Origin of the sequence: Hydrogenophaga sp. R2 (genome assembly GCF_049843595.1) — a bacterium.
In the GTDB taxonomy this organism is placed as follows: Bacteria; Pseudomonadota; Gammaproteobacteria; order Burkholderiales; family Burkholderiaceae_C; genus Hydrogenophaga.
In genome coordinates, this window is the sequence record NZ_JBBHZN010000001.1 from 907,328 (window position 1) to 929,344 (window position 22,017).

General features: G+C 69.0%; 16 protein-coding genes and 1 pseudogene. 12 read left to right on the forward strand and 5 right to left on the reverse strand.

What is annotated here, in order from left to right; genetic code table 11:
• The first annotated feature begins 14 nt into the window (after positions 1-14).
• From map to WD026_RS04380, 4 genes and pseudogenes are all read left to right on the forward strand, one after another.
• On the forward strand, positions 15-842 hold the full coding sequence (gene map, locus WD026_RS04365; RefSeq protein WP_425722422.1) for a type I methionyl aminopeptidase: 828 nt from the start codon (positions 15-17) through the stop codon (positions 840-842).
• A 15-nt stretch (positions 843-857) separates the two neighbouring features.
• The gene (locus WD026_RS04370) at positions 858-3,497 is read left to right on the forward strand and encodes a [protein-PII] uridylyltransferase (RefSeq protein ID WP_425722423.1); all 2,640 of its coding nucleotides are present in this window, start codon (positions 858-860) and stop codon (positions 3,495-3,497) included.
• Between the two features lie 430 nt (positions 3,498-3,927).
• Positions 3,928-4,299, forward strand: a pseudogene (gene glyA, locus WD026_RS04375) (serine hydroxymethyltransferase); the annotation flags it as partial.
• Positions 4,300-4,413: 114 nt separating this feature from the next.
• On the forward strand, positions 4,414-4,758 hold the full coding sequence (locus WD026_RS04380; RefSeq protein ID WP_425723223.1) for a hypothetical protein: 345 nt from the start codon (positions 4,414-4,416) through the stop codon (positions 4,756-4,758).
• Position 4,759: 1 nt separating this feature from the next.
• On the opposite strand, the gene ligA is transcribed toward WD026_RS04380, so the two are convergent.
• From ligA to smc, 3 genes are read right to left on the reverse strand one after another with little or no spacing between them, the layout of a single operon-like run.
• Positions 4,760-6,862: an NAD-dependent DNA ligase LigA gene (gene ligA / locus WD026_RS04385; RefSeq protein WP_425722424.1), complete on the reverse strand. Its 2,103-nt coding sequence runs from the start codon at positions 6,860-6,862 to the stop codon at positions 4,760-4,762.
• Between the two features lie 4 nt (positions 6,863-6,866).
• Positions 6,867-7,994 (reverse strand): cell division protein ZipA C-terminal FtsZ-binding domain-containing protein, encoded by a 1,128-nt coding sequence (locus WD026_RS04390; protein ID WP_425722425.1) that lies wholly within the window; start codon positions 7,992-7,994, stop codon positions 6,867-6,869.
• Positions 7,995-8,005: 11 nt separating this feature from the next.
• Entirely contained in the window at positions 8,006-11,524 is a 3,519-nt protein-coding gene (gene smc, locus WD026_RS04395; RefSeq protein WP_425722426.1) for a chromosome segregation protein SMC, read from the reverse strand.
• Positions 11,525-11,748: 224 nt separating this feature from the next.
• On the opposite strand from smc, the gene WD026_RS04400 reads away from it, so the two are divergent.
• The 7 genes from WD026_RS04400 to WD026_RS04430 are packed head-to-tail and all read left to right on the forward strand — an operon-like array spanning position 11,749 to position 19,858.
• Complete coding sequence (locus WD026_RS04400) at positions 11,749-12,546, forward strand: MHYT domain-containing protein (protein ID WP_425722427.1); 798 nt, start codon at positions 11,749-11,751, stop codon at positions 12,544-12,546.
• Positions 12,547-12,581: 35 nt separating this feature from the next.
• On the forward strand, positions 12,582-13,805 hold the full coding sequence (gene dapC / locus WD026_RS04405) for a succinyldiaminopimelate transaminase (RefSeq protein ID WP_425722428.1): 1,224 nt from the start codon (positions 12,582-12,584) through the stop codon (positions 13,803-13,805).
• Positions 13,806-13,840: 35 nt separating this feature from the next.
• Positions 13,841-14,665 carry a 2,3,4,5-tetrahydropyridine-2,6-dicarboxylate N-succinyltransferase gene (gene dapD, locus WD026_RS04410; RefSeq protein WP_086119616.1) on the forward strand — a complete coding sequence of 275 codons (825 nt, stop codon included), beginning with the start codon at positions 13,841-13,843 and terminating at the stop codon, positions 14,663-14,665.
• 44 nt (positions 14,666-14,709) lie between these two features.
• Complete coding sequence (locus tag WD026_RS04415; RefSeq protein WP_425722429.1) at positions 14,710-15,867, forward strand: PilT/PilU family type 4a pilus ATPase; 1,158 nt, start codon at positions 14,710-14,712, stop codon at positions 15,865-15,867.
• A 7-nt stretch (positions 15,868-15,874) separates the two neighbouring features.
• Positions 15,875-17,041, forward strand: a complete 1,167-nt coding sequence (gene dapE, locus WD026_RS04420; RefSeq protein ID WP_425722430.1) for a succinyl-diaminopimelate desuccinylase — start codon at positions 15,875-15,877, stop codon at positions 17,039-17,041.
• A gap of 13 nt (positions 17,042-17,054) precedes the next feature.
• Positions 17,055-17,918 (forward strand): 50S ribosomal protein L3 N(5)-glutamine methyltransferase, encoded by an 864-nt coding sequence (prmB, locus tag WD026_RS04425; protein WP_425722431.1) that lies wholly within the window; start codon positions 17,055-17,057, stop codon positions 17,916-17,918.
• Positions 17,915-19,858: an ABC-F family ATP-binding cassette domain-containing protein gene (locus tag WD026_RS04430; RefSeq protein WP_425722432.1), complete on the forward strand. Its 1,944-nt coding sequence runs from the start codon at positions 17,915-17,917 to the stop codon at positions 19,856-19,858. The genes prmB and WD026_RS04430 overlap by 4 nt, the downstream gene beginning before the upstream one ends.
• Here WD026_RS04430 and rlmB read toward each other — a convergent pair whose 3' ends face one another.
• Positions 19,859-20,623 (reverse strand): 23S rRNA (guanosine(2251)-2'-O)-methyltransferase RlmB, encoded by a 765-nt coding sequence (rlmB, locus tag WD026_RS04435; protein ID WP_425722433.1) that lies wholly within the window; start codon positions 20,621-20,623, stop codon positions 19,859-19,861. It lies immediately after the preceding gene.
• A gap of 23 nt (positions 20,624-20,646) precedes the next feature.
• Positions 20,647-21,336 (reverse strand): ABC transporter ATP-binding protein, encoded by a 690-nt coding sequence (locus WD026_RS04440; RefSeq protein WP_425722434.1) that lies wholly within the window; start codon positions 21,334-21,336, stop codon positions 20,647-20,649.
• Between WD026_RS04440 and WD026_RS04445 the strand changes: the two genes are divergently transcribed.
• The gene (locus WD026_RS04445) at positions 21,335-22,015 is read left to right on the forward strand and encodes an arylesterase (protein ID WP_425722435.1); all 681 of its coding nucleotides are present in this window, start codon (positions 21,335-21,337) and stop codon (positions 22,013-22,015) included. The genes WD026_RS04440 and WD026_RS04445 overlap by 2 nt on opposite strands.
• Positions 22,016-22,017: the final 2 nt, after the last annotated feature.

Genomic DNA, 22,017 nt, shown 5'->3' on the forward strand with positions numbered 1-22,017 from the left:
GATAATCCGCCCCCATGAGCATCACCTACAAAGACGAGGCCGGCATTGCCGGCATGCGCACCGCCTGCCGGCTGGCCTCCGAGGTTCTGGACTACCTGACCCCGCTGATCCAGCCCGGGGTGACCACGCTGGAAATCGACCGGCTGGCCGCCGAGTACATGAAGCAGCAGGGCACGGTGTCGGCCACCATCGGCTACCAGCCGCCGGGCTACCCGCCCTACCCCGGCCACCTGTGCACCTCGATCAACCACGTGGTGTGCCACGGCATCCCGAACGACAAGCCGCTCAAGAAGGGCGACATCCTGAATGTGGACGTGACCGTCATCAAGGACGGCTGGTTCGGCGACAACAGCCGCATGTACCTGGTGGGCGGCGAGGCCGCCGCCAGCGTGCAGGCCCGCCGCCTGTGCCAGGTGACCTTCGAGGCCATGTGGAAGGGCATCGTGATGGTGAAGCCGGGCATCCGCCTGGGCGACATCGGCCATGCCATCCAGACCTATGCCGAGTCCAACGGCTTTTCGGTGGTGCGCGAGTTCTGCGGCCACGGCATCGGCCAGCGCTTCCACGAAGAGCCGCAGGTGCTGCACTACGGCCGCCCCGGCACCATGGAAGAGCTCAAGCCGGGCATGACCTTCACCATCGAGCCCATGATCAACGCCGGCAAGCGCGACATCAAGGAAGCCGGTGACGGCTGGACCATCGTCACCCGCGACCGTTCGCTGTCGGCCCAGTGGGAACACACCGTGCTGGTCACGCCCACCGGCTACGAGGTGCTCACCCTGTCCGCCGGCAGCCCGCCCGCCCCCGCCTTCGTGGGCGAAGCCGCTGCGGCGGCCGCCTGACGCGGAGGGCCCTGCATGGCACCGCTGGCGGAGTTGCGGCAGCGCTACCGTGACGACAAGGACGAGCTGTTTGCCCAGCTCGGTGTGCAGGGCGCCTCCACCCGGGGTGTGCGGCGTGCCCTGCAGAACCTGGCGGCGCTGACCGACCGCACCCTGCTCCAGCTGTGGGAGCACGCCGGTTTTTCGGCCGACACCGCCCTGGTGGCCGTGGGCGGCTACGGCCGGGGCGAGCTGTTCCCCTATTCCGACATCGACGTACTGGTGCTGCTGCCCGAGGGCTGCCAGCCCGAGCAGGACGACGCCCTGAAGGCGCGACTCGAAGGCTTCATCGGATCGTGCTGGGACGTGGGCCTGGAGATCGGCTCCAGCGTGCGCACGCTCGAGGAATGCGTGGCCGAAGCGGAAAAAGACGTCACGGTCCAGACCTCGCTGCTGGAGTGCCGGCCGATCGCCGGCAGCCGCAAGGCCTTTCGGGCGCTGGTGGAGCGGCTGGGCGAGGCCATGGACCCCAAGGCCTTCTTCGTGGCCAAGACGCTGGAAATGCGCCAGCGCCACCACAAGTTCGAGAACACGCCGTATTCGCTGGAGCCCAACTGCAAGGAATCGCCCGGCGGGCTGCGCGACCTGCAGATCATCCTGTGGGTGGCCAAGGCGGCCGGCCTGGGCCGCAGCTGGGACGAGCTGGCCCGCAAGGGCCTGGCCACGCCGCTGGAGGCCCGCCAGATCAAGGCCAACGAAGCCCTGCTCAGCCTCATCCGCGCCCGGCTGCACCTGCTGGCCCGCCGCCGCGAAGACCGGCTGGTGTTCGACCTGCAGACCGCCGTGGCGGAGTCCTTCGGCTACAGCCACCAGACACCGCCGCCCGGCGAGGCCCGCCCGCGCGGCCTGCGCCGCGCCAGCGAGGCGCTCATGAAGCGCTACTACTGGGCCGCCAAGGCGGTGACCCAGCTCAACCAGATCCTGCTGCTCAACATCGAGGAGCGCCTGGCCAGCACCGAGACCGGTGTGCAGCGCCTGCGCCCCATCAACGAACGCTTCTTCGAGAAGGGCGGCATGCTGGAGGTGGCCAGCGACCACCTCTACCTGCAGCAGCCGCACGCCATCCTGGAGACCTTCCACATCTACCAGACCACGGTGGGCGTGAAGGGCCTGTCGGCCCGCACCCTGCGCGCGCTCTACAACGCCCGCTCGGTCATGAACGGCAAGTTCCGCAGCGATCCGGTCAACCGCGAGCAGTTCCGGCGCATCCTGCAGGAGCCGCAAGGCATCACGCATGCCATGCGGCTGATGAACCAGACCTCGGTGCTGGGCCGCTACCTGTGGGTGTTCCGGAACATCGTGGGGCAGATGCAGCACGACCTGTTCCATGTCTACACGGTCGACCAGCACATCCTGATGGTGCTGCGCAACGTGCGGCGCTTCTTCATTGCCGAGCATTCGCACGAGTACCCGTTCTGCTCCCAGCTGGCCGCCGGCTGGGACAAGCCCTGGATCCTGTATGCCGCCGCGCTGTTCCACGACATCGCCAAAGGCCGGGGTGGCGACCACTCCGAGCTGGGTGCCAGGGACGTGCGCACCTTCTGCCGCCAGCACGGCATCGAGCGCGAGGACGCCCGCCTGATCGAGTTCCTGGTGAACGAGCACCTCACCATGAGCCGGCTGGCCCAGAAGGAAGACCTGAGCGACCCGGACGTCATCACCGCCTTTGCCCGCCGCGTCGGCAACGAGCGCTACCTGACCGCGCTGTACCTGCTCACCGTGGCCGACATCCGCGGCACCAGCCCCAAGGTCTGGAACGCGTGGAAGGGCAAGCTGCTGGAAGACCTGTACCGCTACACCCTGCGCGCCCTGGGTGGCCGTGCCCCCGACGCCGGCGCCGAGGTGGAGAGCCGCAAGCGCGAGGCCCTGCAGATGCTGGCCCTGCACGCCCTGCCCCACAACGCCCACAAGAGCCTGTGGGACACGCTGGACGTGAGCTACTTCATGCGCCACGAGGCCGACGACATCGCCTGGCACACCCGCATGCTGACCCGCGAACTGGCCCGGCCGGAGCGCCAGACCGAGGAAGCGCGCCAGCGCAGCATCGTGCGCGCACGCCTGTCACCCGAAGGCGAGGGGCTGCAGGTGCTGGTGTACGCCCCCGACCAGCCGGATTTGTTCGCACGCATCTGCGGCTACTTCGACATGGCGCACTTCAGCATCCTGGATGCGCGGGTGCACACCACCCAGACCGGCCATGCGCTGGACACCTTCCAGGTGGTGGTGCCCGAGCTGGCCGAGCACTACCGGGAGCTCACCGCCATGGTGGAGAACCGGCTGGCCCGCGTGATCGACGACCGCGGTCCGCTGCCGCCGCCCACACTCGGTCGACTCTCACGCCGGGTGAAGAACTTTCCGGTCACGCCCCGCGTGGACCTGCGGCCCGACGACAAGGCCCAGCGCTGGCTGCTGTCCATCTCGGCCAGCGACCGCGCCGGCCTGCTCTACGGCATCACCCGGGTGCTGGCGCGGCACGACATCAGCGTGCAGCTGGCCAAGATCACCACGCTGGGCGAGCGGGTGGAGGACACCTTCCTCATCAGCGGCGCACCGCTGCAGGTGAACAAGCGCCAGATCGAGATCGAGACCGAACTGCTCGAAGCCCTGGCCGGCTGAGGACCGCGCCGACACCGCCGCCGCAAGGCGCTGCCGGGCGTCCTTGATGTGCTGATCGATACCGCGGTCCTGGGAATCGGCGCCGACCCGGGCGAGAAACCGTGGCGGCCGTCGATGACCTGCGCTGGGCGCCACCCCACGCTCCATCCCATCAGGCGATACACCCCTGAGTCCTGTCGGTTCAGGGTGCATGTTCCGTTGACATTCGGTCGCGCCCCCGCCCAGATCATTCGCGCCCATGTTGCAGGACCTGCAGACGTGTTAATGGCACCCAAATTCATCATGAATTGAATACCTATCGATCATGGTACGAACCCGGAAATCGAACTAGCATAAGAAATTGTCAGTTCCACCATCCGCCGGCGAATTGAATCGAAATCCCGCAATCAATCGATTCAAGCCGGACCATCGCGAAAGCACATCCAGCGCCGTGTTCGACCGCCCAACCCACACCATCCGGAGCATCGATCCAGAAATCTGGGACGTGATCCAACGAGAGAATCAGCGCCAGGAAGAGCACATCGAACTGATTGCATCGGAAAATTACACTTCCCCTGCGGTCATGGAAGCGGTTGGTTCCCAACTCACCAACAAATACGCAGAGGGTTATCCAGGCAAGCGCTATTACGGCGGCTGCGACATCGTTGATGAAGCCGAGCGATTGGCCATCCGCCGTGTGACAGATCTGTTCGGCGCCGAATCGGCCAACGTGCAACCCCATTCCGGTTCGCAAGCCAATCAGGCGGTTTTCTTCGCCTTGCTGCAGCCGGGAGACACGATTCTTGGCATGAGCCTCGCCCATGCGCAGGATGGTTCGGACGGCCATGGTGAGAGCAGGCAGGTTCGGGAAACCGCCAAGTATGGCCCGGCCGCCGGGCGTGGCAAGCTCAGGGCCATGCCAACACGGGAGATCCTGATGCACCGACCCACCACCCTGGCCCGCCAGACCGCTGCAGCCCTGCTGGCCGCAGCAGGCCTCATGCCCCTGGCCCCGAGGGCGCAGGGGCCGGCCATCTTCCAGGAGGCCGATCTGGTCCTGGGCCAGAAACTGCTGGCCGAACACCGCTGTGCCGAGTGCCACATCCGCAAGGTGGGGGGCAATGGCAGTGCCATCTACCGGCCGGCCGGACGCATCAGCACGGCCGGCTACCTGCGCGGCATGGTGGAGCAGTGCAACGTGGAGCTGAACCTGCAGCTCTTCCCGGAGGAGGTCACGGCAATCGCCGCCGTGCTCAACCGGGACCACTACCGCTTCAAGTGAATCAGGCGGCCTGCAGCAGGGCCAGCATGCCGGCCTCGTCGATCACGGCGACGCCCAGCTCACGGGCCTTGTCCAGCTTGCTGCCGGCCTCCTCGCCAGCCACCACATAGTCGGTCTTCTTGCTCACCGAGCCGGCCACCTTGGCGCCGGCGGCTTCCAGCATCGCCCGGGCGTCGTCGCGCTTGAGCGTGGGGAAGGTGCCGGTGAGCACGAAGGTCTTGCCCAGCAGCGGCTGCGGCGTGTTCTGCGCGCCCTCGCCTTCCGGCCAGGCCACGCCGGCAGCGCGCAGCTGCTCGACCACCTCGCGGTTGTGCGGCTGGTCGAAGAAGGTGCGGATGCTCTGCGCCACCACCGGCCCCACGTCGTTGACCTGCAGCAGCTGGTCCACGCTGGCGTCCATGATGCGGTCGATGCCGCCGAAGTGGCGCGCCAGGTCCTTGGCGGTGGCCACGCCCACATGGCGGATGCCCAGGCCGAACAGGAAGCGCGGCAGCGTGGTCTGCTTGCTCTTCTCCAGCGCGTCCAGCACGTTCTGCGCCGACTTCTCGGCCATGCGCTCCAGCGCCGCCAGCGCGGTGAAGCCCAGCTTGTACAGATCGGGCAAGGTGTTGATGAGGCCGGCATCCACCAGCTGCTCCACCAGCTTGTCGCCCAGGCCCTCGATATCCACCGCCCGGCGCTGCGCGTAGTGCAGGATGGCCTGCTTGCGCTGGGCCGCACAGAACAGGCCGCCGGTGCAACGGTGGTCGGCCTCGCCCTCCTCGCGCACGGCGGCACTGCCGCACACCGGGCAGCAGGCCGGCATGGTGAAGGGATCGGGCTCACCCTGGCGGCGCTCGGCCAGCACCGACACCACCTCGGGGATCACGTCGCCGGCGCGGCGCACCACCACGGCGTCGCCCACGCGCACGTCCTTGCGGCGGGCTTCCAGCTCGTTGTGCAGCGTGGCGTTGGTGACCGTGACCCCGCCCACGAACACCGGGGCCAGCTTGGCCACCGGGGTGAGCTTGCCGGTGCGGCCCACCTGCACGTCGATGGCCAGCACCGTGGTCACCTGTTCCTGCGCCGGGTACTTGTGGGCCACGGCCCAGCGCGGCTCGCGGGTGACGAAGCCCAGGCGCTGCTGCAGCGTTAGCGAGTCGACCTTGTAGACCACGCCATCGATGTCGAAGGGCAGCGCGTCGCGCTGATCGCCGATGCGGCGGTGGAAGGCCACCAGCTCGGCAGCGCCGCTGCACAGCGTGGTCTGCGCCGCCACCGGAAAGCCCCAGGCCTTGAGCTGCATGAGGGCGGCGTACTGGCCATCACCCAGGGCGGACGGGTCGCTGACCTCGCCCCAGCCGTAGGCGAAAAAGCTCAGCGGGCGCTGGGCCGCCATGGAGGAATCGAGCTGGCGCACCGCACCGGCGGCCGCGTTGCGCGGGTTGACGAAGGTCTTTTCGCCCTTGGCACCGGCGGCGATCTTCTCGCGCTGGCGTTCGTTCAGGGCCTCGAAGTCGGCACGGGCCATATAGACCTCGCCACGCACCTCCAGCACCGCCGGCACGCCTGGTGGCAGGCGCAGCGGGATCTGGCCGATGGTGCGCACGTTGTGCGTGACGTCTTCACCCGTCTCGCCGTCGCCCCGGGTGGCGGCGCGCACCAGCACGCCGTCCTCGTAACGCAGGCTCATGGCCAGGCCGTCGAACTTGAGCTCGGCCACATACGTCACCGGGCCGTCGGCCTCGCCCAGGCCCAGCTCACGGCGCACGCGGGCATCGAAGGCTTCGGCGCCGCTGGCCTCGGTGTCGGTCTCGGTGCGGATGCTGAGCATGGGCACCGCGTGGCGCACCGGCAGCAGCTCTTTCAGGATGGCGCCGCCCACGCGCTGCGTGGGGGAGTCGGGTGTGAGCAGATCCGGGCGCGCAGCTTCGATGGCCTGCAGCTCGCGGAACAGCCGGTCGTACTCGGCGTCCGGAATCTCGGGGTCGTCCAGCGTGTAGTAGCGCCAGGCGTGGTGGTGCAGCTGCTGCCGCAGTTCGGCGGCGCGCTGCGCCTGGTCATCGGCCGGCGCACCGCTGCCGCCGGCAGCGGGTTGGTCGGCAAACAGGTCGGGCGTGGTCATGGGGTCAGGAGAACAGGCGTCGGGCCTGGGGCGAGCCGGCCGACAGGTCACGCGCGTCCAGCGCGTCGTACAGGGCTTCCAGGTCGGCGCCGATGCGGTCCATGGCGTCATCGCTCAGTGGCTGCCCGGCATCGTCGGTCACCACGCCGTCCATGGCCTGGGCCAGGGCCTGCGCCGCCTGGCGCAGCTGCACGAAGGGCTGCTCGCTGCGCGGCACATGGGTCACCTCGAGCGACAGCGTCACTTCGCGCAGCGCGCTCTGCTCGGGGTCGTCGGCCATGGCGGCCTGGGGATCGAAGGTGAGGCTGAGCACCGGGGCCTGCCCGGGCTGGCTGCCCGCCAGCACCATGCGCCCAGGCAAGGCGCCCGCCACGAAGCCCTGGCGGGCCGCGTTCTGGGCCACATAACCCGGGCTCCAGGCGGCGCGGCGGGCGCGCAGGGTGAAGCCCAGCTGGGCATCGTGGTCGCCGGCAAAGGCGTCGAGCTCGCGGGCACGGGCCACTTCGGCGCGCATGTCGGGGAACTCCACCGCCGCCGACAGCACATCGGCAAAGGCCTGGGTCTTGACCACGAACTCGGAGAACTCGATGTCGTTGAGGGCACCGGCCCGGTTGGCCAGCTGCACGCCGGCCTGCAGCTGCCGGTACCGCTGGCCCGGGCGCGGCGGCTCCCACTCGCCCACGGCCGACAGCCCCTCCACCGCAAACGGCTTGCTGCCCACCCGGCGCGTGGACGGCAGGGCCGCCAGCACCGCATCGCCGGACACCTCGGCCTCGGGCGTGATGGGGGCAATGACATCGATGAGCGCATCCAGACCGGGCCGGCGCTCCAGCGCCACCGCAGGCTCGCGGCGCGCCGGCATGGCGGCATCCGGCAAGGCATCGGCCAGTGCGGCCGGCACCGTGTCGGCCAGGTCGGCGTCCAGCACCGGATCGATGCGGCCGGCCAGCGGATCGACCATGCGTTCGCCCACATCGGCCACCGGGTCTGCGGCATCGGCGGCCGGCAGGGGCGCGGGGCGTTCGCGGGCGGTGCGGGGCGCGTTCTGGCGGGTGATCCAGGCGTTGTAGGCCACCACGGCGGCCAGCACCAGGCCCCCGATGATCGCCAGTCCGATTTGAAGATTGCTCATAGAGGGGTGTGTCAGCTGGCCTGCAGCATGCCGGCGGCGGACTCCATGTCCACGGCCACGATGCGGGAGACGCCCTGCTCCTGCATGGTCACGCCGATGAGCTGCCGGGCCATTTCCATGGCGATCTTGTTGTGGCTGATGAACAGGAACTGGGTGTCGCCGGACATGGCGGTCACCAGGCGGGCGTAGCGCTCGGTGTTGGCGTCATCCAGCGGGGCGTCCACCTCGTCGAGCAGGCAGAACGGCGCCGGGTTGAGCTGGAAGATGGCGAACACCAGCGCGATGGCGGTCAGCGCCTTCTCGCCACCCGAGAGCAGGTGGATGGTCTGGTTCTTCTTGCCCGGCGGCTGGGCCATCACCTGCACGCCGGCGTCCAGGATCTCCTCGCCGGTCATGACCAGGCGGGCGTTGCCGCCGCCGAACAGCTCCGGGAACATCTTGCCGAAGTGGCCATTGACCGTCTCGAAGGTGCTGCCCAGGAGTTCGCGGGTCTCGTTGTCGATCTTGCGGATGGCGTCTTCCAGCGTGGTCATGGCCTCCACCAGGTCGGCCGACTGCGCATCCAGGAAGGTCTTGCGCTCGCGGGCGGCGGTGAGCTCGTCCAGCGCGGCCAGGTTGACCGCACCCAGGGCCTGGATCTCGCGGTGCAGGCGGTCGATCTCGCTCTGCAGGCCGGTCAGGCGCACGTTGCCTTCGGTGATGCTCTGGCCCACGGCCGCCAGATCGGCCTGGGCCTCGTCCAGCAACTGGCTGTACTGCTCCACGCCCAGGCGGGCGGCCTGTTCCTTGAGCTGGAAATCGGTGATGCGGCTGCGCAGCGGCTCCAGTTCGCGCTCCAGCTGCAGGCGGCGTTCGTCGCTGGCGCGCAGCTTCAGGGTCAGGTCGTCGTACTGGCTGCGCAGGGCGGACAGCGCCTGTTCGCGCTCCTGCTTGGCCTGCAGGGCGTTCTGCAGACCGGCCTGGGCGGCGGCATCGGTCAGGCGCGAGAGCTCGTCGCGGGCACGCTGTTCTTCGTCGGCCAGCGAACGGGCCTGGCTGGCCGCCGTCTCCAGCGACCGCTGCAGTTCGCCCTGGCGCGCCTGCAGGCTGCGCAATGCAAAGGTGGCCTCCTGGGCGCGGCGCTCCAGCGAACGTTGCTGCTCGCGGGCCTGGCCCAGCGCCCGCTCGGCCTCGATCACCTTGTCGTCGAGCTGGGCATGGCGCTCCTGGCTGTCGGCCAGCTGCATGTCCAGTTCCTCGAAGCGGGCCTCGGCGGTCACGCGGCGTTCCTGCAGCTCATCGAGCGCGGCGTCGACCTCGGCCAGGTCGCGGCCGATCTGTTCGCTGCGGGCGCGGGTCTGCTCGGCCAGCTGGCTCAGGCGCAGGGTTTCCACCTGCAGTTCGTGGGCGCGGTTCTGGGCCTCGGCGGCCTCGCGGCGGGCACCGACCAGGCGCTGCGAGGCATCGCTGTAGGCGGCTTCGGCGCGCACCAGCGCCGCACGCGCCTGTTCGGCGATCAGCTGCTGCGCCTTGAGGGCCTTGTCCAGGTTCTCGATTTCCTGGGCCCGGGCCAGCAGGCCGGCCTGCTCGTTGTCGGGCGCATAAAAGCTCACGCTGTGCGCGGTGACCGCATGGCCGCTGGCCACATACAGGGTCTGGCCGGGCTGGAGTTCGCTGCGGCGGGCCAGGGCCTCCTCCAGCGAATCGGCCACCAGCGCACCGTGCAGCCAGTCGGCCAGCAGCGCCTGCTGCCCGGCGTCGTTGAGGCGCAGCAGGCCCGACAGCGGCCTGAAGCCGGCTGGAGCCGCCGCGGCGGGGGCACCCGAGGGCGGGTGGTAGAAGGCCAGGCGCGTGGGCGGGGCGTCGCTGGCGAAGGCCCGCACCATGTCCAGCCGCGACACCTCCAGCGCGGCCAGCCGCTCGCGCAGCGCAGCCTCCAGGGCGTTTTCCCAGCCGGTCTCGATGTGGATGCGGCTCCACAGCGCCTGCAGGGTGTCCAGGCCATGCCTGGCCAGCCAGGGCTTGAGCTTGCCGTCGGTGCGCACCTTTTCCTGCAGGGCGCGCAGCGCCTCCAGGCGGGCACTCAGATCGGCCAGCTTCGACGATTCGGTGTTGACGGTCTGCTGCGCCATGCGGCGCTCGTCGTCGAGCTGGGGCACGCTGTCCTGCAGCTCATGCAGGCGGGCGGCGGCCAGTTCGGCGGCTTCACGGGCCTCGTCGTGCTGGGCCTGCAGGCTGCTCAGGCGGGCCTCGTCGGGCGCGGCCAGGGCGTTGCGGTCGCCCAGCAGGCGTTCGCGGCGCAGGTTGAGGCCCCGGCTCTGCTCCTCGATGCTGCGCTGCTCGGCGGCCAGCACCTGGATCTGCTGCTGCACCTGGGCCACGCTGGCCCGCTGTTCGTTGGCGCGGTTCTGGGCGGCGCGCAGCGCGTCTTCCAGACCCGGCAGGGCACCGGACTGGTCTTCGCCCTGGGCGGCCAGCACCATCGACTGTTCTTCGGCGGCCACCAGCTGCTCGGCGATCTGCTCCAGCTCGGCCTGCGCATCGTCGCTGCGGGTGCCCCAGGACGCCATCTGCTCCTTGAGCTGCTGCAGCCGCTGCTCCACGCGCTGGCGGCCTTCCACCACGAAGCGGATCTCGGCCTCGAGCTTGCCGACCTCGGCGCTGGCCTCGTACAGCTTGCCCTGGGCCTGGTTGACCTGGTCGCCCGCCGCGTAGTGCGCCTGGCGGATGGTCTCCAGCTCGGACTCGATGCGGCGCAGGTCGGCGGTGCGCGACTCCAGATCATTCACGGCCTGGGCGGCGTCGGTGCGGATGCGGGCCTGGTCGGCCTCGGCCTCGCTGCGCTTGAGGAACCAGAGCTGGTGCTGCTTGAGCGTGGCGCTGTCCTGCAGCGTGTGATAACGGGCTGCCACCTCGGCCTGCTTTTCCAGCTTTTCCAGGTTGGCATTGAGTTCACGCAGGATGTCCTCGACCCGGGTGAGGTTCTCGCGCGTGTCGTTGAGGCGGTTGGCGGTCTCGCGCCGGCGTTCCTTGTACTTGGACACGCCGGCCGCTTCTTCGAGGAACAGGCGCAGCTCTTCGGGCTTGCTCTCGATGATGCGGCTGATGGTGCCCTGGCCGATGATGGCGTAGGCCCGCGGGCCCAGGCCGGTGCCCAGGAACACGTCCTGCACGTCGCGGCGGCGCACCGGCTGGTTGTTGATGTAATAGCTGCTGTTGCCGTCGCGGGTCAGCACGCGCTTGACGGCGATCTCGGCGAACTGGCCCCACTGGCCGCCGGCCCGGTGGTCGCTGTTGTCGAACACCAGTTCCACGCTGGCCCGGCTGGCCGGCTTGCGGTTGTTGGTGCCATTGAAGATGACGTCCTGCATGGACTCGCCGCGCAGCTCGGATGCCTTGGACTCGCCCAGCACCCAGCGCACTGCGTCCATGATGTTGGACTTGCCGCAGCCGTTCGGCCCCACCACGCCGACCAGTTGGCCCGGCAGCATGAAGTTGGTGGGTTCGGCGAATGACTTGAAGCCGGACAGCTTGATGGAATTGAGTCGCACGGCAGCGGTAGGAAAGACGGCAGCCGGAAATCATAACTGCCGGGGGTTGCCCCCCGATGGGCCGGCACCGCTGTGACGGATTGCACCGATTCGGGGAAAAAGCGGGCGAATAGCCCTCGAACCAGTGGCAAGGCCCCCGACGGACTTACATGCAGTCACATAATTGGTACATCAACAGTTCCACATTGAACCGATCGGTTCAATTCAAAACGTACCGTTTCCACATGAACACACCCGTCGTCACCCAGTTCGACCTTGGTCTGGTCGCCCTGTCCTTCCTGTTTGCCGTGATCGGCTCCTTCGTGGCCCTGACCGCCGCCAGCCGCGTGAAGACCCGCAACGGCCGCATCAGCCTGAGCAACCTGGTCACCGTGGGCGTGGCCCTGGGCGGCATCGGTGTGTGGTCCATGCACTTCATCGGCATGCTGGCCCTGCAGATGGACGTGGGCAGCAGCTACGCCATGACCGAAACCTTCACCTCGCTGGTGGTGGTGGTGGTGGCCGCCTCGCTGGCGGTGCGCTACGCCGCCCACAACCCGGACAGCCTGCCGCGCCTGGCGGCAGCCGGCACCGGCCTGGGCCTGAGCGTGGTGGTCATGCACTACCTGGGCATGTTCGGCCTGAAGATCTATGGCTTCATCAGCTGGAACGTGGCGCTGGTGGCGCTGTCCGTGGTGATCGCGGTGGTGGCCTCCACCGTGGCCCTGTGGCTGGCCTTCAACACCCCCAACCTGTCTCGCCGGGTGCTGGCCGCACTGGCCATGGGCGTGGCGGTGTGCGCCATGCACTACACCGGCATGGCCGCCGCAGAGTTCGTGTGCACCACCGACACGCGCTCGGCCATCCCGCAGGGCAGCGACGTCATCAGCTCGTTCCGCCTGCCCTCGCTGGTGATCGTGACCACCATCCTCATGACCGTCATGCTGTCCCTGGACCAAGGCTTCCAGTACCTGCGCCAGCGCCAGATGCGGGCCGTGGCCAAGGCGCTCGGCGCCCGCGCCGCTGCAGCCCGCCGCGGCTGAACGGGGTCTTGTCCGAGGCCCGATAATCGCGGGCCATGAATCCCAAGCTCTCCCGCCTGCAGCCCTACCCGTTCGAGCGGCTGCGGGCCCTGTTCGCCGGTGTCACGCCGCCGGCAGACCTCAAGCCCATCAGCCTGGGCATCGGCGAACCCCGCCACCCGGCCCCGGACTTCCTCAAGCAGGCCCTGGCCGGTGCGCTGGACAAGGGCCTCTCCAGCTACCCCGCCACCGCCGGCGAGCCTGCCTTGCGGGAGGCCTGCGCCGGCTGGGTGCAACGCCGCTACGGCGTGAAGCTCGATGCCGCCACCCAGGTGCTGCCGGTGAATGGTTCGCGCGAAGCCCTGTTTGCCTTTGCACAGACCGTGGTGGACCCGACCCGCGAAGGCGCCACCGTCGTCTTTCCCAATCCGTTCTATCAGATCTACGAGGGCGCGGCCTACCTCAGCGGGGCCGAGCCTTTTTATGTGCCCAGCGACCCGGCGCGCAACTTCGCCGCCGACTGGGACCGGGTGCCCGAGGCCACCTGGGCCCGCACGCAACTGGTCTATGTGTGCTCGCCGGGCAACCCGGCCGGCGCGGTGATGCCGCTGTCCGAGTGGGAGCGCCTGTTCGAGCTGAGCGACCGCCACGGCTTCGTCATTGCCTCGGACGAGTGCTACAGCGAGATCTACTTCCGCGACGAACCGCCCCTGGGCGGACTGGAGGCCGCGCAGCGCCTGGGCCGCACCGACTTCCGCCGCCTGATCGCCTTCACCAGCCTGTCCAAGCGCAGCAATGTGCCCGGCCTGCGCAGCGGCTTCGTGGCGGGCGACGCCTCGCTCATCAAGCCCTTCCTGCTCTACCGCACCTACCACGGCGGCGCCATGAGCCCGGTGGTGCAGGCGGCCAGCGTGGCGGCCTGGAACGACGAGGCCCACGTGCAGGACAACCGGCGCCAGTACCGCGAGAAGTTCGCCCAGGTCACGCCGCTGCTGGCCGGGGTGCTGGATGTCGCCCTGCCCGATGCCTCGTTTTACCTGTGGGCCGGCGTGCCCGGGCGCTGGGCCACGGCCGTGCCCGGCCTGAGCGCGGACGAAGCCTTCGCCCGCGAACTGCTCGCTCAATACAATGTGACGGTGCTGCCCGGCAGCTACCTGGCCCGCACGGCGCTGGGTTTCAACCCGGGCGCCGGCCGTGTGCGCATGGCCTTGGTGGCCGAGGTCGCCGAGTGCCTGGAAGCGGCCCGCCGCATCGTTGAATTCACCCGGCGCAACGCCTGAGCCACCCTCTTCTTTCATCCATCCCCGGAACCACCATGACCCAACAACTCCAGACCCTCATCGACAACGCCTGGGAGCAGCGCGCCACCTTGTCCCCGGCCTCGGCCCCGAAAGAGGTGCTGGACGCGGTGGAACATGTGATCGCCGAACTGAACAAGGGCCGCCTGCGCGTGGCCACCCGCGAAGGCGTGGGCCAGTGGACCACCCACCAGTGGATCAAGAAGGCGGTGCTGCTGTCGTTCCGCCTGAAGGACAACGCCGTCATGCGCGCCGGCGACCTGGGCTTCTTCGACAAGGTGCAGACCAAGTTCGCCCACCTCGACCCCGAGCAGATGAAGGCCACCGGCGTGCGCGTGGTGCCGCCGGCCGTGGCCCGCCGCGGCAGCTACATTGCCAAGGGCGCCATCCTGATGCCGTCCTACGTGAACATCGGTGCCTATGTGGACGAAGGCACCATGGTCGACACCTGGGCCACCGTGGGCAGCTGCGCCCAGGTCGGCAAGAACGTGCACCTGTCCGGCGGTGTGGGTCTGGGCGGCGTGCTCGAACCCCTGCAGGCCAACCCGACCATCATCGAGGACAACTGCTTCATCGGCGCCCGCTCCGAGGTGGTGGAAGGCGTGATCGTGGAAGAGAACTCGGTCATCTCCATGGGCGTGTACATCGGCCAGAGCACCCCCATCTACGACCGCGCCACCGGCGAGGTGAGCTACGGCCGCGTGCCGGCCGGCTCGGTGGTCATCAGCGGCAGCCTGCCCAAGGACGGCGGCAAGTACAGCCTGTACGCGGCCATCATCGTCAAGCGGGTGGATGCCCAGACCCGCGCCAAGACCAGCCTGAACGACCTGCTGCGCGACTGAGCACCGGCGCGGCAAGCAACCTGACCTTGAACGAAAGGAAGGCCATGAGCAGTGGAACCATGGAGCGCATCCTGCGCCTGATGGCCGAGAAGAAGGCATCGGACGTGTACCTCACGTCCTACGCCCCGGCCATGATCAAGATCCACGGCCAGACCATCCCCATCAACAGCCAGGTGCTGCCGCTGGACGCGCCGCGCAACCTCCTCTCCGAGATCGTCTCGCCCACCCGCATGGAGGAGCTGGTCGAGACCGGCGAGCTCAACATGGGCGTCACGCTGGACGGCCTGGGCAACTTCCGCATCAGCGCCTTCCGGCAGCGCGCCACCTACTCGGTGGTGATCCGTTTCGTGCCCAGCAACATCCCGCGCCTGAACGACATCAATGTCTCGCCCATCCTGGCCGATCTGGTCATGGAAAAGCGCGGCCTGATCCTGATGGTGGGCTCCACCGGCGCCGGCAAGAGCACCACGCTGGCGGCCATGCTGGACCACCGCAACGAGAACGCGACCGGCCACATCCTCACCATCGAGGACCCGATCGAATACACCTACGCCAACAAGAAGTCGGTGGTGAACCAGCGCGAGATCGGCTCGGACACGGCCTCGCTGCAGGTGGCGCTGAAGAACGCCCTGCGCCAGGCACCGGACGTCATCCTGATCGGCGAGATCCGCGACCGCGACACCATGTCGGCCGCCATCGCCTATGCGCAGTCGGGCCACCTGTGCCTGGCCACGCTGCACGCCAACAACAGCTACCACGCGCTCAACCGCATCCTGAGCTTCTACCCGGCCGAGGTGCGTCCCACCTTGCTAAGCGACCTGTCGTCCGCCCTGCGCGCCGTGGTGTCGCAGCGCCTGCTGCGCACCGAGACCGGCTCGCGGGTGCCGGCCATGGAGGTCATGCTCAACACCGCGCTGGTGGCCGACCTGGTGCACAAGGGCGACTTCGGCGGCGTGCGCGAGGCCATGGAGAAATCGCTGGCCGAAGGTTCGCAGACCTTCGAGCAGGACATTGCCCGCCTCATCCACGAAGGCATCGTCAGCCGGGCCGAAGGCCTGTCCCACGCCGACTCGCCCAACAACCTGCTGTGGCGCCTGCAGAACGACTTCGAGGCCAGCCGCGCCGGTGAACTGCACGTGGACACCGCCGAGGACGAGGACAAGGCCACCTTCACCGAATTCACGCTGGACGTGAAGTTCTGACCCATCCATGTCCGATACCCTGCTGCTCACCGAAGCCCTGATCGCCCGCCCCTCGGTCACCCCGCGCGACGAGGGCTGTCTCGAACTCATCGGCGAGCGGCTGGCCGCGCTGGGCTTCCGGCTGGAACGCATGGACAGCGGCCCAGACGACTTCCGGGTGAGCAACCTGTGGGCGCGGCGCGGCAACGGCCGGCAACCCACGCTGGTGTTTGCCGGCCACACCGACGTGGTGCCCACCGGCCCGGCCACTGCCTGGTCCAGCGACCCCTTCACGCCCACCCACAGCGACGGCCGGCTGTACGGGCGCGGCGCCAGCGACATGAAGGCCTCGCTGGCGGCCATGGTGGTGGCCTGCGAGGAGTTCCTGGCCGCCCATGCCGATCCGGCCATCGACATCGCCTTCCTGCTCACCAGCGACGAGGAAGGCCCGGCGGTGGACGGCACGGTGGAGGTCTGCCGCCGCCTGCAGGCCCGGGGCGAGCGGCTGGACTGGTGCATCGTCGGCGAACCCACCTCGGTGGAGCGCACCGGCGACATGATCAAGAACGGCCGCCGCGGCACCATGAGCGGCAAGCTCACGGTCAAGGGCATCCAGGGCCACATTGCGTACCCGCACCTGGCCCGCAACCCCATCCACCTGGCCGCCCCCGTGCTGGCCGAGCTGGCCGCCACCCGCTGGGACGAGGGCAACGCCTTCTTCCCGCCCACCAGCTGGCAGATCAGCAACATCCACGGCGGCACCGGTGCCAGCAACGTGATCCCGGGCACCGTGGTGATCGACTTCAATTTCCGGTTCTCCACCGAGTCCACCGCCGAAGGCCTGCAGCAGCGGGTGCTGGACACGCTGGCCCGTCACGGCCTGCACCCGGGGCAGGATTTCGACCTGGCCTGGACCGTCGGCGGCCTGCCCTTCCTCACCCCGCCCGGCACCCTGGTGGAAGCCGTGCGCGCCGCCATTGCGGACGAGACCGGCATCGCCACCGAACTCTCCACCACCGGCGGCACCAGCGACGGGCGCTTCATCGCCCGCATCTGCCCGCAGGTGATCGAGCTCGGCCCGCCCAACGCCACCATCCACAAGGTGGACGAACACGTGGCCGTGGCCGACATCGACCCCCTCAAGAACATCTACCGGCGCACCCTGGAGCGGCTGAATGCCGCCCCGGGCTCCTGACGCCGCACCACCCGTGAACCTGAACCAATTGCTGAGCGAGGCCACCACGCGCCTCGATGCCGCCGCTTTGTCCTACGGGCATGGCACCACCAACGCCCGGGATGAAGCGGCCTGGCTGGTGCTGTGGTCGCTGGGCCTGCCGCTGGACACCGACATCGATGCCGACCCGTCCCCGCTGGAGGCCGCCGCCGTGGACCGGGCCCTGGCCCTGGTGCAGCGCCGCATCGACACGCGCGAGCCGGCCGCCTACCTCACCGGCGAAGCCTGGCTGCAGGGCGTGCCCTTCCACATCGACCGGCGCAGCATCGTGCCGCGCAGCTTCATCGCCGAGCTGATCGCCGACGGCAGCATCGACCCCTGGCTGAGCGACCGCACGCAGCAGGTGCTCGACCTGTGCACCGGCAACGGCAGCCTGGCGGTGCTGGCCGCCATGGCCTGGCCCGACATCACGGTGTGCGGGGCCGACCTGTCGCCCGACGCGCTGGCGGTGGCCCGCCTGAACGTCGAGCGCCACGGGCTGCAGGACCGCATCACGCTGGTGGCATCCGACGGCCTGACCGCCTGCCCCGGCCCCTGGGACCTGATCCTGTGCAACCCGCCCTATGTGAACGCCCGGAGCATGGCCGCCCTGCCCGCCGAATACCGGGCCGAGCCCGAGCTGGCCCTGGCCGGCGGCGAGGACGGCATGGACTTCATCCGCCGGCTGCTCGCCGATGCGCCGGCCTGTCTGTCGCCCGAGGGCGTGCTGGTCCTGGAGATCGGCAACGAGCGCGAACACTTCGAGCGCGCCTTTCCCGACCTGGACGTGGTCTGGCTGCCGGTGAGCGCCGGTGACGACCAGGTGCTGCTCATCACCCGCGAGGCACTGACGGCATGATCACCTTGCGCGATGTGGTGCTGCGGCGCGGCGCCAAAGTCTTGCTCGACGGTGCGAGCGTGACCATCAACCCCGGCGAGAAGGTCGGCCTGGTGGGCCGCAACGGCGCCGGCAAATCCAGCCTGTTCCGCCTGCTGGACGGCCAGCTGCACGAGGACAAGGGCGAATTCAGCGTGCCTGCGCAATGGCGCATGGCGCAGGTGGCCCAGGACATGCCCGAGACCGACCAGAGCGCCACCACCTTCGTCATCGAAGGCGACACGCCACTGCTGGAAGCCCGCCGCGAGGTGCAGGCCGCCGAGGACAGCGGCGACGGCGAGCGCATGGCCCATGCCTACATGGCCCTGCACGATGCGGGCGAACACGATGCGTCGGCCCGGGCACAGGCGCTGATCCTGGGCCTGGGCTTTCGCACCGACGAGCTGGAACGCCCGGTCAACAGCTTTTCCGGCGGCTGGCGCATGCGCCTGCAGCTGGCTCGGGCGCTGATGTGCCCCAGCGACCTGCTGCTGCTGGACGAACCCACCAACCACCTCGACCTGGACGCGCTGGTCTGGCTCGAAGCCTGGCTGCAGCGCTACGACGGCACGCTGCTGGTCATCAGCCACGACCGCGAGTTCCTGGACGCGGTCACCAACGTCACGGTGCACATCGAGCACGCGCGCCTCAACCGCTACGGCGGCAACTACAGCCGATTCGAGGACATGCGGGCCGAGCAGATGGCCCTGCAGCAGGCCGCCTATGCGCGCCAGCAGGAGAAGATGGCGCACCTGCAGAAGTTCATCGACCGCTTCAAGGCCAAGGCCAGCAAGGCCAAGCAGGCGCAGAGCCGCGTCAAGGCCCTGGAGCGCATGGAGAAGATCGGCCCGGTGCTGGCCGAGGCCGACTTCAACTTCGAGTTCGCCGAGCCGCAGAACCTGCCCAACCCCATGCTGGCCCTGGCCGATGTGGACTTCGGCTACCCGGCGGCCAGCGACGCGGGCGAGCCCGTCACCATCGTGCGCGATGTGAGCCGCTCGGTGCTGGCGGGTCAGCGTATCGGCATCCTGGGCGCCAACGGCCAGGGCAAGTCGACCGTGGTCAAGACCATCGCCCGCACCCTGCAGCCGCTGGCCGGGCAGATCACCGAAGGCAAGGGCCTGAACATCGGCTACTTCGCCCAGCAGGAACTCGATGTGCTGCGCCCGGCCGACACGCCGCTGGAACACATGATCCGGCTGGTCAAGGACAGCACGGCCGCCGGCACCCTGGTGGGCCAGCCCACGCGCGAGCAGGACCTGCGCAGCTTCCTGGGCAGCTTCAACTTCACCGGCGACCAGGTCAAGCAGGCCGTGGGCACCATGAGCGGCGGCGAGAAGGCTCGCCTGGTGCTGTGCATGATCGTCTGGCAGCGCCCCAACCTGCTGCTGCTGGACGAGCCCACCAACCACCTCGACCTGGCCACCCGCGAAGCCTTGTCGATGGCGCTCAACGAGTTCGAAGGCACGGTGATGCTGGTCAGCCACGACCGGGCCCTGCTGCGCGCCGTGTGCGACGAGTTCTGGCTGGTCTCGCGCGGCGGCATCGCCCCGTTCGACGGCGACCTGGACGACTACCAGCGTTACCTGCTGGACGTGGCCAAGCAGTCCCGCGAGGCCCAGCGCGAGGCCAGCAAGGAAGCCGCCCGCGAAGCGCAGCGGGTGCAGCAGGCCGCCCAGGCCAAACCGTCACGCCAGCCCGACCGCACCAAACCCCTGCGCAAGGAGCTGGACCAGATCGACCAGCGCATGGCCCGCCTCAACACCGACAAATCCGCCCTCGAAGAACGCCTGGGCCAGCCCATGAGCCCGGCCGACATCGCCGATGCCGGACGGCAGCTCAAGGCCGTGCAGGACGAACTGGACACGCTGGAGATGCGCTGGCTGGAGCTGAGCGAGCAGATCGAGTCGATGCAGGGGTGATCAACCCCGCTGGCGCAGTGCCTCGTACAGGCACACGCCGCTGGCCACCGACACGTTCAGGCTCTCCACCGCGCCGCGCATGGGGATGCTCACCAGCTCGTCGCAGGTCTTGCGGGTGAGCTGGCGCATGCCCTGCCCTTCGGCGCCGAGCACCAGGGCCACCGGGGCCTTCAGGTCGGCCTGGTAGAGGGTGCGGGGTGCGTCGTCGCTGGTGCCGATGACCCAGATGTTGCGTTCCTTGAGCTCGCCCAGGGTGCGCGCCAGGTTGGTCACCATGAAGTACGGCATGGTCTCGGCCGCACCGCTGGCCACCTTGGCCACGGTGGCATTGATGCCGGCTGCGTGGTCCTTGGGCGCGATCACCGCGTGTGCCCCGGCACCGTCGGCCACCCGCAGGCAGGCGCCCAGGTTGTGGGGGTCGGTGATGCCGTCGAGCACCAGCAGCAGGGGCGGCTCGCCGGTGGGCTCCAGCTGCTCCAGCAGATCGTCCAGCGAACGCGCCTGCTCGATGGGCTGCACCCGCGCGGCCACACCCTGGTGACCGTGGCTGCCGGCCAGCTTGGCGATGCGCAGGGCATCGGCCTCGATCAGCCGCACGCCGGCCTCGCGGGCGCGCTCCAGGAACTGGCGCATGCGCGCATCGCGCCGGGTGGATTCGAAATAGACCTCGATGACCGAGGCCGGAGCGGTCTTGAGGCGAACGCCCACCGCGTGAAAGCCGAACAGCACCTTGGCGGCCGAGGGCGAGGTTTTGGGAGAAGACATCGGGCGATTATCCCGCCCCCGGCTCAGCCGGCCGAAACCGCGATCTCCGCCACCTCGCCCGCGGCAATCGTGATGCGCCGCTCGCAACGCTCGGCGATGCTGCGGTCGTGCGTCACCATCACCAGCGTGGTGCCCTGCTCGCGGTTGAGGTCGAACATCAGCTCCATGATGGTCTGGCCGGTGGCGAAGTCCAGGCTGCCGGTGGGTTCGTCGGCCAGCAGCACGGCCGGGTTCATGACGAAGGCCCGGGCCAGCGCCACCCGCTGCTGCTCGCCGCCCGACAGCACCTTGGGATAGCTCGCCAGCCGCTGGCCCAGGCCCACGCGCTCGAGCATGCGCCCGGCGGCCGCACGGGCATCGCGCCGGCCGGCCAGCTCCAGCGGCAGCATCACGTTCTCCAGCGCGGTCAGGTTGGCCAGCAGCTGGAAGCTCTGGAACACGAAGCCCAGGTGCGCCGCACGGAAGGCAGCCCGCTGGTCTTCGGTCAGGGCGAACAGGTCGGTGCCGGCCATGTGAACCGTTCCGCTGCTCGGGGTATCCAAACCGGCAATGATCGAGAGCAAGGTGCTCTTGCCCGAGCCGGACGCGCCGACGATGGCCGCCGTCTCGCCCCGGGCGAGGGTGAAATCGATATCCCGCAGAATGGTCAGCGTGCCGGTCGAATCGGTGACCGTCTTGAACACATGCTGCACCGCAATCATCACTTCGGACATGAACGCTCTTTCCCGTTTGAATCGCCACAGTTTGAACCGCCGCCACTGTAGCGCCCTGCTGCTGGCCTTGTGCGCGGGCGGTCTCCCGGCCCAGGCCCAGACGCCACCCGCCGCCGCCCCGGTGGTGCTGGTGGTGGGCGACTCGCTGAGCGCCGAATATGGCCTGCAGCGGGGCAAGGGCTGGGTCGCCCTGTTGCAGGAGCGGCTGCAGGCCGAAAAAGTTCAGGCCCGGGTGGTCAATGCCAGCATCAGCGGGGACACCACCTCGGGGGGCCGTTCGCGGCTGCCGGCCCTGCTGAAGCAGCACAGCCCGGCCGTGGTGGTGATCGAGCTCGGCGGCAACGACGCCCTGCGCGGCCTGCCGCTGGACATGACCCGCGACAACCTCGACGCCATGGCCCGGGCCGCGCGCGAGGCCGGCGCCCGCGTACTGCTGCTGGGCATGGAGATGCCGCCCAACTACGGCGCCCGTTACGCGGCCGAGTTCCGGCAGCTCTACAAGGCGGTGGCCGATGCCCAGAAATCCGCCCTGGTGCCCTTTTTCCTGGCGGGCGTGGCCGATCTGCCCGACCCGACCCGGCTGTTCCAGGCCGACCGCATCCACCCCAACGAGTCGGCGCAGCCCATCATGCTGGGCAACGTGTGGCCTGCGCTGAGGCCTCTGATCCCCCGTCGATAATC

Coding starts and splice junctions, on each gene's coding strand:
- map (WP_425722422.1), top strand. CDS start 15: ATGAGCATCACCTACAAAGACGAGGCCGGCATTGCCGGCATGCGCACC.
- WD026_RS04370 (WP_425722423.1), top strand. CDS start 858: ATGGCACCGCTGGCGGAGTTGCGGCAGCGCTACCGTGACGACAAGGAC.
- WD026_RS04380 (WP_425723223.1), top strand. CDS start 4,414: ATGCACCGACCCACCACCCTGGCCCGCCAGACCGCTGCAGCCCTGCTG.
- ligA (WP_425722424.1), bottom strand. CDS start 6,862: ATGACCACGCCCGACCTGTTTGCCGACCAACCCGCTGCCGGCGGCAGC.
- WD026_RS04390 (WP_425722425.1), bottom strand. CDS start 7,994: ATGAGCAATCTTCAAATCGGACTGGCGATCATCGGGGGCCTGGTGCTG.
- WD026_RS04400 (WP_425722427.1), top strand. CDS start 11,749: ATGAACACACCCGTCGTCACCCAGTTCGACCTTGGTCTGGTCGCCCTG.
- dapC (WP_425722428.1), top strand. CDS start 12,582: ATGAATCCCAAGCTCTCCCGCCTGCAGCCCTACCCGTTCGAGCGGCTG.
- dapD (WP_086119616.1), top strand. CDS start 13,841: ATGACCCAACAACTCCAGACCCTCATCGACAACGCCTGGGAGCAGCGC.
- WD026_RS04415 (WP_425722429.1), top strand. CDS start 14,710: ATGAGCAGTGGAACCATGGAGCGCATCCTGCGCCTGATGGCCGAGAAG.
- dapE (WP_425722430.1), top strand. CDS start 15,875: ATGTCCGATACCCTGCTGCTCACCGAAGCCCTGATCGCCCGCCCCTCG.
- WD026_RS04430 (WP_425722432.1), top strand. CDS start 17,915: ATGATCACCTTGCGCGATGTGGTGCTGCGGCGCGGCGCCAAAGTCTTG.
- rlmB (WP_425722433.1), bottom strand. CDS start 20,623: ATGTCTTCTCCCAAAACCTCGCCCTCGGCCGCCAAGGTGCTGTTCGGC.
- WD026_RS04445 (WP_425722435.1), top strand. CDS start 21,335: ATGAACGCTCTTTCCCGTTTGAATCGCCACAGTTTGAACCGCCGCCAC.
- WD026_RS04440 (WP_425722434.1), bottom strand. CDS start 21,336: ATGTCCGAAGTGATGATTGCGGTGCAGCATGTGTTCAAGACGGTCACC.